A 15,780-nucleotide genomic window follows, 5' to 3' on the forward strand; every position below is an offset into this window, starting at 1 on the left:
TAAACAATATGCATCACACAAATTTTGGTGTGATGCATTTGTTGAAACTTAAACAAATTAACTTAATACTACCATGAAAAAAACACTTTTTATTGCATTTGCAATGCTTGTTTCGTTCAAGGCGAGCGCGCAAAGCTTAGCCGACATAGAGAAGCATAGAATTATGTTGCCAAATGGCTGGGGCATAACAAAAGTTGGCGAAAGCTTACCCCTGGGCGACCTGCCTTTAAATATTGCTGTCAGCAAAACGAAAAAATTTATGGCCGTAACCAACGACGGGCAAAGTACGCAAACCATCCAGCTGATAGATGTTGCATCGCAAAAAATTGTTGATCAGGTTACCATTCCCAAAGCATGGGGCGGCCTGGTATTCAGCGCCGACGAAAAAAGTCTTTATGCATCAGGCGGTAACGACAACTGGATATTAAAATACGCGATAAAAGACAACAAGCTGGTTACAACAGATACGCTTAAATTGGGAAAACCCTGGCCCAATAAAATTTCGCCAACTGGTATTGCTTTGGACGACGAGAAACAACTACTGTATATAGTTACTAAGGAAGACTTTTCGCTTTATGTTTTTGATCTGAAAACCAAAAAGGTTCTGAAACAATTGTCATTAGGGACTGAAGGTTACGCATGTTTGCTTTCGCCCGACAGAAATGAACTTTATATAAGTGTTTGGGGGTCTAAAAAAATATTAGTATACAACACCAATAAGAATGAATTTGCCGATAGTGTTAAAGTAGGAAGTAACCCCAATGATATTTGCCTTACTCGCAACGGAAAATACTTGTTTGTTGCAAACGCTAATGACAATACAGTTTCTGTCATTGACATAAAAAAAAGAAAAGTACTGGAAACCCTGAATGCAGCATTATATTCGAGTGTACTTAGCGGGTCAACTACCAATGGTTTAGCCTTATCCGCAGATGAAAAGCAATTATATATTGCCAATGCTGATAATAATTGCCTTGCCGTATTTGATGTTAGTAAACCAGGTGCAAGTAAATCTTCGGGTTTTATACCTACAGGATGGTATCCAACCTGTGTAAGGGTAATTAATAAAAAAATATATGTATCAAATGGCAGAGGGTTTTCTTCAATGGCTAACCCTAATGGCCCTAATCCTGTCAGCAGACAGCAAATTGTTGAACTGCACCGCGGGACAATAAGTACAGCACCCGTACAGTATATAGCCGGTTTATTTATGGGCACACTGAGTATTATTGATGTTCCTTCAACACCATTGTTGTCAATTTACTCTCAGGCTGTATATCATAATACCCCTTATAATAAATCAAAAGAGCTTGTGGTATCAGGTGAAGAAGCTGGGAATCCAATACCCAGTAAAGTTGGGGCGCCTTCACCTATTAAATACGTATTCTATATCATCAAGGAGAACCGTACCTATGACCAGGTTTTGGGTGATGTAAAGGAAGCCAACGGGGATACCAGTCTGGTATTATTTGGCCAGAATGTGACTCCTAATCAACATGCTTTAGCCCATGAATTTGTTACGCTGGATAACTTTTATGTAGATGGAGAGGTTAGTTCCGATGGACATAACTGGAGCATGGGGGCTTACGCAAACGATTATTTGGATAAAACATGGCCAACCATGTATGGCAGAAGAGGCGGCACTGAGCCATCTTCGGGAAATAAGCTTACAGGAAATAACAAAGATGGTTTTATCTGGGACGATGCTAACAGATCGGGAGTGACTTACAGAACCTATGGAGAATTTGCCGATGGTCATAAAGCCAGCCTACCGGTGTTAAAAGGTCATTTTTGTACCAATTTCCCGAGTGCTGACTTTAAAGTGAGAGACACTACAAGGACAAAAATCTGGATCAAAGAATTTGATTCATTACTTGTTGCCCATGCAGTGCCCCAATTGAATACCATCAGACTACCAAATGATCATACACAAGGTACTGCGACCGGCAGATCTACTCCTTTTGCTAATGTGGCAGATAACGACCTGGCAGTTGGCATGTTGGTAGATCATTTAAGCAAAAGCCCAATCTGGAACGAAAGCGCGGTATTTATTGTGGAAGACGACGCTCAAAATGGCCCGGACCATGTTGACGCCCACCGCAGCCCTGCATATGTTGCCGGAGGATTTGTTAAAAGGAATTTTGTTGATCATACCATGTATTCAACTTCATCAGTGTTACGTACCATTGAACTTATTTTAGGTATGCCGCCAATGACCCAATATGACGCTGCTGCTACGCCTATGTGGCGCAGTTTTACCAATACCATTGATATGCATCCTTTTGAAGTGAAGCCGAATCAGGTGAATTTGAATGATATAAATGTGGTAAAAGATAAATATAGCGCAATCTCAAATAAACTCGATTTTTCGAAGGAGGATCTTGCACCGGAACAAGTGTTAAATGAAATTATATGGAAAGCGGTTAAAGGGTATAATTCACCGTTACCCAGCCCGGTCAGAGCTGCATTTTTCAAAGAAAATAAAGCTGACAAGGATTAATTAATACATCTCATTATGAAGATAACGTGAGCCCGATATGTCGGGCTCGCGTTTAGGAAAGCAATATTTATTCAAATTATTTCCCTAACACACTGATAACCTCAAACTCATAAAAATACTCTTTATTAGCCCACGAAATTGTCCCTATGAAACGTTTGAAACCGTTATTTACAATTCTTATACCCATAATCTGCTTATATTCTTGCAGTAAATCATCCAATGATCAGCAAATACAAATATCCCCCCAGGAATTTCATGCCGGGAGCTATATCCAGAACGGAGATACTTTAAACTCCAAAAACAAATCAAACGGCAGGTCGATCAAAGGGACGCTTAAAGCAGGACAGACCTATTACCTTGCCAGCGATTATGGTGATGCAACAATTAATGCAGGCGATACACTGGTGGTCCAAAGCGGTGTAACTGTTTACATCGTTGGACCGGCAACCGGCCCTACCGCCATCGGCACACAGGAGCATTGCCCCAGGATGGTTGTAAATGGTTATTTATATTCATTGGGTACTAAAGCCAAACCCAACCTGTTCACTGTGCAGAATGCAGCCTTAAAATCTGACCCAACGAAAGATCCGCAAGATCCCAACAACGACCCTGCTTTTAAAGGTTACTGGGGTGGTATTCAAGGCGGTTCCGGTTCGGGCGACATCATTTTAAAATGGACGCGGTTCGAATACCTCGGCGGATTGACCCCGGCAAGCTCCCCAACCCGTGCAACATTGGACAGCTATGGTGTATATTTTACCAACCCCAATGCCAACTTTGTATTGGAAGACTGCTGGATCTATGGTTCGCATGACGATATGATCAGGGTCGCAGGAGGGAAGTTTGAGATCATGCGCAATACCTTTGAAAAGGTTGGTTTCAGTGCAGGCGAGTGTGTCAATATTAAAAGTGGCAGCGTCGGCGATATTGCTTATAACGTTGCCATCGGGGGCACAGGGAACTGTTTCAAATCGGCCAATGCCGGCGGTCTGTCGCCCCAGGCCAATATGGTTTGCTATAACAATACCATGATTACCGGCGGCTACCGCCAGCAAAAGGCAGGAGAAGGTGGTTCGCTGGATTTTGAAAACGGCGGTCGTGGTTTAGCGTACAATAATTTCATTGTTGATTGCGCATATGGTTTAAGTGTACTTGGCGGTTCGGGCACTACTCCGGCTGCGGATACGGCCAATATTAAATACGGTTGCACCTACAATTATGGTGATAATACCACCATAACCAGCCAGTTCTTGCCGGTAGGCTTTATTTCAAAAGTGCAGCCGGGTGATATTAATGCCGGTAACAATACAACGCCGGGGGCCAACAACCCAATGTTTGTAAATTATCCTTTGCCGCTGCCTGCAAACACAGCATGGATCAGCGCAGACTATATGGGCTCTTATAATTTCAGGCTCCAGTCTACTTCACCGGCTATCGGAAAGGGGTACATCAATTTTGCGCCTTACGCCGTGGTTAAAGTGGATAAAACATTTGGAGTTACAGAAATTACGCCTCCTGGTACTGACATCGGGGCATATCAAACGAATGGAACGGGCAACCAGCATTAAAAAGTTCAAATTCTTAAAGCTGACCACTTGCTTCTGGTTAGCACTTATTTTATCGGGTTTCAATGAGGCCGCAATAGCGGCCTCTATTGGAGGCCGGGTGAGCGACAAAATCACATCAAAACCAATTGCCGGCGTGATCGTTGGCATTGCCGGTCAATCCGGACCTGTCGCCTTAACCGATAGCAGCGGGTTTTACCGGATAGACCAATTACCTGCAGGGAAAATCACCCTGGTATTTTCAGCGGCAAATTACCGGCAACAAACGGTAACACTTGCCTTAACGGAAATGGCTGTTGCTCACTTAGACGCTGCACTGGAAAATCTGCAAGTCAACTTGGGTGAAGTGGTGATTTCCGCTAAAATCAACCCGCGTTCTGATCTGCAATCCAGGCTTACTGAAAAGAATACTATCCCGACGGTAGACATTGTTTCCGGTAATCTGATCGAACATTCCGGGAGCATCAGCGCGGGGGATGCCGTTCAGCATATTCCGGGCCTTTCGGTCACCTACACCAGTACAGGCAACAGTGATAAGGCCATCATCCGTGGCATGGAAGCCAAATACAGCTATACGCTGATCAATGGCTTTAAAATACCCAGCCCCGACGATAAGAGCCGCTACATCTCTCTGGATATTTTTCCCGCGGCTTTACTGCAAAGCGTACAGGTGTATAAATCATTAACCGCGGATATGGAGGGCGATGCGATAGGCGGAGCGACCAACCTTGTGATGAGGGATCCGCCCGACGACCCCTTGCTGCAGATCAGTCTGAATACAGGTTACAGCACACGGTACTTCAACAATGCCTACCGGACATTTGACAGCCATGCCGTACAGGACCGTTCTCCTTACGAACGTTTCGGGCCGGGCTATTATGCAACCGGTGCTGATTTTACGAGGGATAACCTTTCCTTTTATAACAGCCAGCCATCGCCGGATATTACGGCCTCAATAGTGGCCGGCCGCAGGTTCTTCGGGAATAAATTGGGCTTTATTGCCGCGGCCGATTATAAGAATATTAAAACAGGATCTGACGGTTTTTTTATCCCTTTAAATTCGCAACCTAATTTGAACAATGTTCCCGCCTTTTCCGATTATCATCAGCAAAGCTATAACAACAATAAAATAGCATTGAGTATCAGCACTGAAATAGTGTACCGGCCCGACAGCGCAAACAGGTTGATGCTGTCGCATTTTTTCGTGCATCAGACAGATGCAGAAACCCGCAGTACGGTTGACACCAGTCTGGTTTTGGGCCGCTCAGGGGCGGGTACCGGACGAATATACCTCAGCGACCGCTCGCGCGTTCACCAGCAGCAGCTCAACAACCTTAACCTGAAAGGAAGTCATAGCTACAATAACCTGGAGATAGACTGGGCAGGCGTTTATTCAGCCGCCGATGGCAGCTATCCCGACTGGGCCGAACTGACCGCCAATACCGGCAGGCTGTTATCGCCAAACGGAACGATCACCAAAACGCCGCTGCTCCTGGCGCCGCTCACCCGAATATGGCTGCGCAATCAGGAAAAAGACGAGGATGCCTATCTGGACCTGCATGACAGGCCTGCACTGTTTAAGCAAAAGCTTACCCTGAGCGGCGGGGCCCTTATCCGGCATAAAACGAGGGATAATTTTTATAACAGTTATGTGTTTTCCCCGCAAATCAACGAGCCTTTTACAAATATTTATGATGCTGTTTGGGTAAATAATAACGGGCCGCAAAACCCGCTCGGCAACGTGAACAATCCCAATACTTATACTGCCACCGAGCAAATCAACGCATATTATCTCATGGCCAGTCTGCTTGCCGGGCGCTCAGAATTTACCGGCGGGATCAGGGCTGAACAAACCGCCCAGCATTTCGTGTCCGCATTGGACCCTACCGTAAGCTACGGGCAAACTGTTGGCATCAGTTATAAAGACTGGCTGCCCGACCTGCACTGGAAATATTCAGTTAATGACGATCAGCAGTTAAAAGCCAGTTATTTTAAGGCAATTTCCAGGCCGGCTTTATATGATATCACCTTTGCCACCATAGCCTATGAGGATTATAATGTAGCCGGGAACCCTTTTTTGAAACGCACCCAGGCTGATAATTTTGATCTTAACTATACCTGGTTAAAGACAAATGGCAACCGGTTGAAAATGAGCTTATTTTATAAGCACATAATAGATGCCTACGAAAAAACTTTGATCAACGGTAATGATGAACTTTACCCTATCCCGCAAAATGGCCTAAGTTACACTCCTGCCGGGGTGTTGACCGAACAATTAAAAAATACCGGGACAGCCACCAATTACGGAGCAGAACTATTATACAGTTTTAACTGGCGCAATTTCAGCGTCACCTGTAATTATACCTATACCTCATCCAGCATCACCCGAATGAAAAAATTCATCACCAGGGTAAATCCGGACGACCCGTCCAGCAACATCGTTACCATCACCAAACCGGAAGAGGGGCCGTTGGCAGGGCAATCAAAAAACCTGGCGAATATCAACCTGCTTTATAACAACAAGCCCGGTAACTGGTTGGCCAACCTTTCAGTGGTGTATACTGGAAAACGGATTGACCTGGTTTCGCCCTGGTATGGTCTGGACTACTGGCAAAGGAGTAATATTACCCTTAACCTCTCCGCGGAAAAGAAATTGGGTAACCATTTTAAGATCAGCGCAAGCGCCATCAATTTATTAAACAGCGGTGTAACCGATGATATTTTAACCCCTAACCCAAATGGTATCGGTAACAATGATTTGCCAGGACAAACGCAGCGCGACAAGATCACTATATTAAAGCAGAACTTTTCCGCTTATTGTACGCTGGGGCTGCATTACCAAATGTAAACTATGCAATCTGCTACATATACTCCATTTTCATGATTTTTATCGTCCGCCATTATAATCTGCAGGCAATTCGATTAAAAATGATGCGCCAACGCCAGGCAGACTTTCGACGCTTATACCACCGCCTAAAGTCTTCACCTGGGTTTTAACCATGAACAAACCTATACCCTTACCCTCAATGTCTAAATGAAAACGCTTATAAAGGCCAAATACTTCATTTCTTTTGCTGGCCAGATCAATACCACGCCCATTATCTTTAAACCGGATTATTACCTTATCATTTTCTTTCCATGATCTGATATCAATTATCGTTGTTTTATCCTGCTGGCGGTATCTAATGCTATTAGATACCAGGTTGAAGAAAATACTGTACAAATAGCTTTTTACCGTAAAGAGTTCGCTTACCTCGGAAAAATCAGTTAGGACAATAATATTTTCCTGTTCAATTACGAGATGAAAACCAGCCAGCACATCACTAAGCAATTCAGAGAAAATAACCTTTTCCATTTTTTCTTTGATTCCCCGCCTAACCCATAAAATATCGTTCAGGTCTTTAACAATTACGTCTAATTTCTGGATTGACTGGGAAAGAAAATTCTCCGTTTCCATTCTTTCCCTTAAAGGGATATTCGCCTGCTTAAGTATTTGGAATAGCCCGGTAATGTTTGCCAGGGGAGCACGCAGATTATGAGAAACAATATAGGAGAATTGTTCGAGGTCCTGGTTCCGCCGTACCAGTTCATCAGCAATCCTGGTACTTTCTATTTCTGCCAGTTTAGCCCCTGTAACATTAATAGCCGAGCAGCAAAGCCCAATGGTTTTATCATGATGATCTTTTACAGGATTCATACTGATGCGATACCATTCAGTGTTACCCTCTTCCCCCCGAAAGCTGGTTTCATAGTTAACGGGCTGGTCTGCCATTGCAGCAGTCATCATATTTCTAACAGTCTCTGCACGTTCTTCATTCGGGAGTTCAAAAAAATAGGTTCCTTCCCGCAGCTGCTTGCCAAACAAGTGCTCCGACCAGTAATTGGCTGTCGCGTTGTAAGATAATATTTGCAGGTCGCTGTCCAACAGCAGAAATGCAATGTCGGTCGTTTTAAATATTGTACGTAAGTGGGATTGGGATTTCTTCAGGGAATCACCTGCTTCTGCCAGGTTCCTGGTCCGTTCAGCTATACTATGCTCCAAAAATCTGTTTTTCCTCAATATCTTATTAGCAACATACGAAGTGATAAGTGCAGCAATTATCGAGATACCTGCATTTACCATGCTTATCCAGGAAAGCAATGGTCTGGCATTCATTTTCAGATGTGCAAGAACAATAAGACAGCAGGCAGTCAGGGAATATATAATCATTCTCTTTAAAGACTGCCCGACAATCAGCAACACACAACAAACATATAGAGCATCGAGCCTTATTCTGGCTGGCAGCATTAGGTCGACACATGTAATTGCCAAAAGGCAAATGTAAGCCTGAATATAGGCCCTCTTAAGGTCTTGCTTCCTCTGACGATGGTCGGTAATAAACTTAAAGAACATAAAAATTCAAATTAATCCATTTTTCAATTGATGTGTAGGGAAGGGATGTTGGGATATGCGGATGCTACCTTGTATTTACTGATGTGCCATTTTTTAATTGATCAGTAGCATTGCCAACAAGTAAATCACCGGGTTTTAAATCGCCGTAAACCTCCAGGCTGTCCGTGGTCTCCCTTCCTTTTTTCACATCTACCCACTCTGCTTTATGATTCACAACCCGGATAACGAAGATGCGCTGGGAGTTTTGAGTCACTGCGGTTTGTGGTATTACAAAGGTTTTTTGCTTGTTGGTTAGCCGGAGCGTCACCTCGGCAAACATGCCCGGCAGCAATTCCCTGGTTTTATTAGAGATATCCATTTGCATCTGCTCCGACCGTAAATTAACGTTCAAAGCGCCGGCCATACGGTTAACCACCGCCACGAACTGTTTTCCAGGTATGGTTTTTACCGTGAAATGAAGGGTGTCTTTATTCGCAAAATAATTTGTTGCCGCTTCCGGCACATCTACCACCAGCCGTAACTTGGTCTGTTCCTGCAGAGTGAGCATCGGGATATTGGAATTTTTATCTGTAGGTGCCACATAAGCGCCATTATAAACATTGCGCGAACTGATTACCCCATCAAACGGGGCCCTTACCTCCAGGTAATCTTTCAAATCTGCCGATAACTGATAAGCAGATTTCGCTGCGAGCAAATTGGAGCTGTCTGCACTCATTTGGGCGTGGGCCATGTCCAGGTCATTGGGCGAAATAGTTCCCGGTTTTTTACTGGTGCTTAACAAACGATCATAATTGGCTTTGCTGCCCCGGTAGGTAGCTTCTTTAGCGTGCAGGTTTTCCTGAGCTTGGGTAAGTGAAGCTGTCATTTCCGGCGCGTCAAGCGTCATCAGTAATTGACCCTGATGTACCTGGCTGCCCACATCAACCGTCATGGTTTTTACAAAGCCATTAACTTTGGCATACAGGTCAACCGTTTGATAAGGCTGCAATACGGCCGGCAATCTCATCGTTGTATTGAGCGTCCCTTCTTTCAGGCTAAAAACCTGGGTGACGTCCGGCTGAGCGGCAGCTACCGGTTTTTGTTTATCTTGACAGGATGCCAGCGCACCAACAGTGAATAGGCATAAAATAAAATGATATGTTTTCATGATTAATATTTTTGTTTATTCTGATAATTGTGTTTTGGGGTCATAAAATATACTTTTCTGATCGTCCGGATCCAGTGACACGGCATGAACAGGAGCGTTACGCCTGATCATATAAAAAATAACAGGGAGAATAAATAGGGACACAAAGGTTGATAAGATCAGCCCCCCGATAACCGCGCGGCCAAGCGGTGCCGTTTGATCGCCTGCCTCCCCTAAACCGGAGGCCATCGGGATCATACCGGCTATCATGGCAATCGTGGTCATCAATATAGGTCTTAACCGGAGTTCCATCGCCTCAATTGCTGATTCCATAGCGCTCTTTCCGGTTAACCTAATATGCTCAGCATTAGTGATCAATAAAATAGCGTTGGAAACGGAAACCCCAACCGACATGATAATGCCCATGTACGATTGCAGGTTGAGGCTTGAGCCGGTGGCCAGCAAAGTCAGCAATGAGCCAACCAAAACACCAGGGATACAGGTGATCACCGTAAATCCCAATGGAAAAGACTGGTAATTTGCCGCCAGCATCAGCATCAGGATAACGATGGTGATCAGCAAGCCGAACTGTAAACTGCTGAGTGTCTGATCGAGCAGGATAGTTAAGCCCCTAACCTCAACAGATACCCCTCTTGGCGGTGTACCGGCATTCTTTATGGCTTTACTTACCGCGGCACTGGCAGAACCAAGGTCTCTTTTATAAATATTAGCAATTATAGACAAAAACCGGCCCGCGCCCTGGCGGTCATACTGGCCTACAATGGTTCCCATAGTGAGTGTGCACACATCGCCAAGTACAGGCCTTGGCCGGTCTCTGAAAATAGGAATAGCCTGGAGATCGGCAAGGCTGGAGATGCTTGTCTGTGGTATCTCTACCTGCACATCATAGGAGGTAGCATTTTTCTCATCCAGCCATAAATCCTTATTCGTAAAACGGCTGGACGATGTGGCCTGTGTAATACAATTACTTACGTCCGTCATCATCAGGCCCATTTGCTTTACCTTATCGCGATCAATATTAATATGAATTGCCGGGCTGTTAAGTTGTTCTTTTAACTGCACATCCCTTAAAAACGGCACCTGCTTTAATTGCGCAATCACCGAATCTGCATATTGTTTGTCCTGGCCAATGTCTTTACCCATCACGGCAATTTCTACGGGCGTCGAGGAGCCCTGACTCATGATTTTGCTCGTCAGATCAATCGGTTCAAAAGATGTTGTTATCTCAGGCATCGCCTTATGCAAAGCGTTCCGCAGGTTCTCCTTGACGTCCTGTATATTCATTTTATAATCTGCACTGAGGTTAACCTGCATAACAATTTCATTAGAGGCGCTCATAAACAGGATGACCGGTAAGGTTGGAAAAGATGAAGGATGCTGCCCGGCAAAGGCGGATATAATGTCCACGTTTTTTTGGCCTCCTACGGTATTGTATATGATCTGCTGGGCTTGCAGCATAGTTTTTTCCGTTTGTTCAAGCCTTGCACCTTGTGGAGCACGTATCCGGATCTGAAACTGTCCGCTGTTTAATTTAGGCAGGATATCTTTGCCAATAATGGATACACATAAACCAATAATAAAAATGGACACAACTGCGTATAGCACTACGCTCACCCGGCTGCGCTTCATCATCCATTGTATCATTTGCACGCAACCTGATTTAAAACGGTCAAATCGTGTTGGTTTGTGCTCTTTTTCGGGTAATTCGTCTTTATGTTCGTGAACTTTTAGTACCCAGTTTGATAAAATAGGAACAAGTGTTTGAGACAACAGGAATGCGGCGATCATTGAGAACCCTACGGCCATAGATAGCGGCAGGAACATACCCTGAGGCACACCGGTCATAAAAAATGCCGGAACAAAAACAGCAAGGATACTTAACAGGATCAGCAGTTTTGGCAAAGCGATCTCTTCGCAGGCATCTGCAATGGCGCGGGCCTTGTTTTTGCCCATTTCCATATGCCGGTGTATGTTTTCAATTGTAACGGTGGATTCATCCACCAAAATACCTATGGCTAATGCCAAACCACTCAGCGTCATGATATTGAGTGTCTGTCCGAAAAGTTTCAGCGCCAGGGTGCCGATGATCACCGAAAGCGGGATGTTAACAATAACAATAAACGCACTCCTGCGGTCGCCCAAAAAGAGGAGCACCATCACACCTGCGAGTATAGCGCCTGTGACCCCCTCGCTGGCGAGACTTTTTACCGCATTAATTACATAAACAGATTCATCGAACTCAAATTTTAAGGATACATCCGGCGGTAAAAGGCTTTGCATGGAGGGGATTGCCTTTTTCAGTGCCTGAACTACCGACCAGGTGGAGGCGCTTGAGCCTTTAATAACCGGGATATAAATTGACCGCTTACCATTAACGTACGCAAAACCACTTGTAATATCCGCCCCGTCTACAACCTTTGCTACATCCTTAAGATATATGGTAGCGCCATTCTGATATAATAAAGGTATGTTTTCAAAATCTTTTATTTTTTGAAGAACAGTATTTGAGGGAGTAAGATAAGCCGTACGTCCTATATTAACCGTCCCAGCCGGAGATATGCGGTTATTATCCGATATGGCAGCAGTAATTTGATCGGCTGTTACCTTGTGGCTGCTCATCAATTCAGGATCAACATTAATTACAACAGTACGCACGTTACCGCCAATTGGAGGAGGTGAGGTTAACCCGGGTATTTTTGAAAAATTGGGCCTCACGTACAGACTGGCTAAATCCTGTAACTCATTATTACTGCGTTTGGGACTGCTAATAGTTAGCTGGCCAACCGGCAACGTGGAGGCATCAAAACGAATAATAATTGGCGGCTGTGTTCCGGGCGGCATTTCTGCAAAGGCACGGTTGGTAAGTGAGGTGACTTCAGCCGCGGCCTGAGCCATATTAGTGCCATCATAAAAGCTGAGTTTTAATGTGCTCAAACCCTCAATATTATTTGTTTGAATGGATTTGATACCGCTTACATATAAGTACAGGTTTTGATAATTAGTGGATACAAACCCTTCCATTTGTTGCGGCGACATCCCCCCGTAGGGCTGGGAAACATAAATCGTCGGTAAATTTATATTAGGAAAAATATCAATATTGATTTCTGTAACGGCAATAATACCCATCAATACCACACCAATGATTAAAACGATAATCGTTATTGGTTTTCGTAATGAAAATTGAATCAGGTTCATGACTATTGTTTTAAAATTGATTAATGAATAAATTGAAATTACCCGACGATGCAGCCATATAAAGCAGCGACTGCCAAACAGCGGCACTGGAAATATCTTTGTCGGTCTCAGCCAGGTTCAAATTGTACAGCGTTTGGGTAACATCAACTATTGTTGTAAGACCGTTGCTGTACAACGTTTTCTTCTGTTCATAGGCATCACTGGCTGCTTTTAACTGGATTGGGGCTTCGCGGTATTTTTGCAGCGAATTAACCAGTTGTTTATTGCCCTCTTTTAACTGATTGTTAAGGTTATTTTCCAGGTAGTGATATTCATTGGTCAACCCGTCTGAAACGTAATGCTGACTTTTCGCCCTTGATGCTGCTCTTCCGAGATCACTTAAATTCCAGGTAACGCCGACACCAATCAGGTAATTTCCCCTCGCCGGGGCAATGCCGTTTAAATAACTTTGACTAAAACTGCTGGGATCATTTGGATTATATCCACTGCCATAACCAGATCCCCTATCCTGCAGAACGCCGAAAAGAGACACTTTCGGTAAACTTGTTTTGGAAATGAAACTGGCAGAAAGATCACTTGTCTTTACCCTTGCTGATAAAAACTTCAATTCCGGATGATTAGAAATATCATCTACCGGTTGTGCAGGCAGCCTTGCTGGTATTTGATTGACGTAAATACTGTCTAAGGAAAATGATTGATTATTTATTCCCAATTGTATCGCCAGGTTCGACGCTTGATTTTGCTCATAATTAATAGCATCGGTAACCGCCATACGCGCTTTTGAAAGTTCCGAGTTGGCAATGGCACTGTCAACCCCGGCGTTTAAACCGTTCTCTGTTCTAACCAGGATCACATCCCGGAGCTGGGAAACACGTGACAGGTTGACTTCCATCGAATAGCGTAGCCGCTGGGCCGATAATAGGTTTAGATAAGCTCCTGCAACCCTAACCTTTTGTTGAAATTTTTCTTGTTCCAGGTCTGCGGCGTCCATCTCATAAATACCTTTGGCTTCGGCTACATGTGCCTTCTGTAGTCCAAATGAAAAGATATTCCAATCGATATTCGAAGAATAGAATGCCCCGAAAGCAGCATTCCAATTTTGTTTGGCAGCAACCGGCCCGGCTGTAATAGTCGTCAATCCGGGCAGGCCAGAAGCTAATCCATTTAAGCCATTTATGGTTCCATATGCTTGTTGGGTTGATAAAACAAAATCAGGCAAACCGTCCCTTTTGGCAGCGGTTATACCTTCGGCCGATGCTTTTGAATAGTTGTCTTTAGCTTTTAATATTTGTTGTTTGGACAGCGCAATATCTAACGCTTTTTGCAGCGTTAAAATGCTGTCTGTTCCCTGGGCCTGTGCAGAAAAACAGGCCAGTACCAATGAAACGGATGACATGATGCAGATCATGATCAGCTTTTTCGTCGTTTTCATGATGAAAAAATTAAATGTTTAACTCAATGACCCCCTAAAGGGCACACCTGTAAAATTTTATGGGAAACCGGCCTGGCCGGTTATGAAGATTAAAAGCACATGAGAATATGTGCAGTCGATTAAAAAACAGGGGGCGCTCTGAGCGGTAGTAGCCGGACCGAACCTGTTAGGAAATGTTTTTCCTTAAAGGGCAGGTAAAACCGGTTAATGACAAACGATGCAGTGATGAAGGAAAAGAGAAATGCGATAAGCGGAATATCCAGTGCCTGGAAATGCTGCGTATAACATTGCAGTTTACAATGAATAATGCCCGCCCTTACCCTGGTAGTCTCTGAATGGACCTGCTCGGTTTTATGATTTTTATGAAAAATTTCCAGGTAACGAATAATGACCCTCCCTTGTAACCCCAGAAAGATTACAAGTACCAGCAAAAACTTTAATATGGTATGGAATGCCTTTTTCATTTTATTTACTATTTAATAAGCAAAGTATACTTAGTAGTTATTTTCTATAATTTTATTAAGCACCTGTTGCGCCAGTTTTTCCTTTTTGGCCTTAATTGCTTCAAATAATTGTTCATGCAGATGATGGCTCATTGCAAATTGAGTGATTCCCTGCATTTCTCTTTGGTAGAAAAAATCGCGAATGATCGCTGTAAAGCTTTGATAAAGATCAGCAAGCACATGGTTTAAAGAGGCATTAGCAATTGCTGTATGAAATGCAATATCCGCTTCAATACATGTCTGCCGCTGGTCATTGTGTATTGCCGATCTTCTGTTTTCCAGGCATTGTTTCATCTCTTCCAAATCTTTTTCGGTATGGTTTTTTGCAGCAAGCCTTACTATTTCGTCTTCCAGCAATTTTCTTACAATATTGATCTGATCAAAATCGGCACGTCTTAGCCGCTGATCAATGGTTTCATTTTGCGGGCTGGTACTTACAAAAGTGCCGGAACCTTGTTGAACTCTTAATATTCCAGTCATTGCCAGGGTTTTAATCGCTTCCCTTATTGTCGATCTGCCTACACCATATAGTTTCATCAATTCAGGCTCGGACGGTATTTTTTCACCTGCTTTATATTTATTCTGATCAATATCCTGTCTTATCTTACCGGTTACCTGGTCACTCAATTTTTCGGAAGCTTTCATATTTGTCTAATGATAATACAAACATACGATGTTTAATTAAAACATCTGATGTTTTGTTTGAAAATATTCTAGTTTCTATTAAATTGTTACATAACATAAATTTGCAATCAACACATCTGTACAAGATGATCGCCTTTTAAAACTATTGTATATCAGTGATTTATGTGGTTTATGATGAGTAAAGGATCCTAGGAAAATTACTCGTCGAATTACTCACCATTTTATTGTGAATTGGTAATAATATGATGATTTCACTGTAACACAAAGGCCTGCAAACATTTGATTTGCCGGCAACACCGATACCTTAACATTATCTATGAAAAATACATATAGGTAAAGCCAACTAAATCATTAATGATCTTTTGTTTGATTTCCACTTGGATTTTATCCTGGCACCAAA

The 15,780-nt window shown here is 43.5% G+C and carries 9 protein-coding genes; 3 read left to right on the forward strand and 6 right to left on the reverse strand.

Annotated elements, in window-relative coordinates; all coding sequences use genetic code 11:
* The first annotated feature begins 73 nt into the window (after positions 1 to 73).
* From ACPPVU_RS04085 to ACPPVU_RS04095, 3 genes are all read left to right on the forward strand, one after another.
* Entirely contained in the window at positions 74 to 2,500 is a 2,427-nt protein-coding gene (locus tag ACPPVU_RS04085) for a bifunctional YncE family protein/alkaline phosphatase family protein (protein WP_426670423.1), read from the forward strand.
* 146 nt (positions 2,501 to 2,646) lie between these two features.
* Positions 2,647 to 4,068, forward strand: a complete 1,422-nt coding sequence (locus tag ACPPVU_RS04090) for a hypothetical protein (RefSeq protein ID WP_426670424.1) — start codon at positions 2,647 to 2,649, stop codon at positions 4,066 to 4,068.
* On the forward strand, positions 4,046 to 6,913 hold the full coding sequence (locus ACPPVU_RS04095; RefSeq protein WP_426670425.1) for a TonB-dependent receptor domain-containing protein: 2,868 nt from the start codon (positions 4,046 to 4,048) through the stop codon (positions 6,911 to 6,913). The genes ACPPVU_RS04090 and ACPPVU_RS04095 overlap by 23 nt, the downstream gene beginning before the upstream one ends.
* A 39-nt stretch (positions 6,914 to 6,952) precedes the next feature.
* On the opposite strand, the gene ACPPVU_RS04100 is transcribed toward ACPPVU_RS04095, so the two are convergent.
* The 6 genes from ACPPVU_RS04100 to ACPPVU_RS04125 form a co-directional block, all read right to left on the reverse strand.
* Complete coding sequence (locus tag ACPPVU_RS04100) at positions 6,953 to 8,275, reverse strand: ATP-binding protein (RefSeq protein ID WP_426670426.1); 1,323 nt, start codon at positions 8,273 to 8,275, stop codon at positions 6,953 to 6,955.
* A gap of 247 nt (positions 8,276 to 8,522) precedes the next feature.
* Positions 8,523 to 9,605, reverse strand: coding sequence for an efflux RND transporter periplasmic adaptor subunit (locus ACPPVU_RS04105; protein ID WP_426670427.1), 1,083 nt, complete (start codon positions 9,603 to 9,605; stop codon positions 8,523 to 8,525).
* Between the two features lie 15 nt (positions 9,606 to 9,620).
* Entirely contained in the window at positions 9,621 to 12,800 is a 3,180-nt protein-coding gene (locus ACPPVU_RS04110) for an efflux RND transporter permease subunit (protein WP_426670428.1), read from the reverse strand.
* Between the two features lie 10 nt (positions 12,801 to 12,810).
* Positions 12,811 to 14,232, reverse strand: a complete 1,422-nt coding sequence (locus tag ACPPVU_RS04115) for a TolC family protein (RefSeq protein WP_426670429.1) — start codon at positions 14,230 to 14,232, stop codon at positions 12,811 to 12,813.
* A 119-nt stretch (positions 14,233 to 14,351) separates the two neighbouring features.
* Positions 14,352 to 14,696 (reverse strand): hypothetical protein, encoded by a 345-nt coding sequence (locus tag ACPPVU_RS04120; protein ID WP_426670430.1) that lies wholly within the window; start codon positions 14,694 to 14,696, stop codon positions 14,352 to 14,354.
* Positions 14,697 to 14,726: 30 nt separating this feature from the next.
* A complete protein-coding gene (locus tag ACPPVU_RS04125; RefSeq protein WP_426670431.1) occupies positions 14,727 to 15,380 on the reverse strand; it encodes a FadR/GntR family transcriptional regulator in 654 nt (217 codons plus the stop codon).
* Positions 15,381 to 15,780: the final 400 nt, after the last annotated feature.

The sequence above is a fragment of the Mucilaginibacter sp. McL0603 genome (genome assembly GCF_049992945.1).
In the GTDB taxonomy this organism is placed as follows: Bacteria; Bacteroidota; Bacteroidia; order Sphingobacteriales; family Sphingobacteriaceae; genus Mucilaginibacter.

Bases quoted from the DNA above. Each gene is read 5' to 3' on its own strand.
- ACPPVU_RS04085 (WP_426670423.1), top strand. From the start codon at position 74: ATGAAAAAAACACTTTTTATTGCATTTGCAATGCTTGTTTCGTTCAAG.
- ACPPVU_RS04090 (WP_426670424.1), top strand. From the start codon at position 2,647: ATGAAACGTTTGAAACCGTTATTTACAATTCTTATACCCATAATCTGC.
- ACPPVU_RS04095 (WP_426670425.1), top strand. From the start codon at position 4,046: ATGGAACGGGCAACCAGCATTAAAAAGTTCAAATTCTTAAAGCTGACC.
- ACPPVU_RS04100 (WP_426670426.1), bottom strand. From the start codon at position 8,275: ATGATTATATATTCCCTGACTGCCTGCTGTCTTATTGTTCTTGCACAT.
- ACPPVU_RS04105 (WP_426670427.1), bottom strand. From the start codon at position 9,605: ATGAAAACATATCATTTTATTTTATGCCTATTCACTGTTGGTGCGCTG.
- ACPPVU_RS04110 (WP_426670428.1), bottom strand. From the start codon at position 12,800: ATGAACCTGATTCAATTTTCATTACGAAAACCAATAACGATTATCGTT.
- ACPPVU_RS04115 (WP_426670429.1), bottom strand. From the start codon at position 14,232: ATGAAAACGACGAAAAAGCTGATCATGATCTGCATCATGTCATCCGTT.
- ACPPVU_RS04120 (WP_426670430.1), bottom strand. From the start codon at position 14,696: ATGAAAAAGGCATTCCATACCATATTAAAGTTTTTGCTGGTACTTGTA.
- ACPPVU_RS04125 (WP_426670431.1), bottom strand. From the start codon at position 15,380: ATGAAAGCTTCCGAAAAATTGAGTGACCAGGTAACCGGTAAGATAAGA.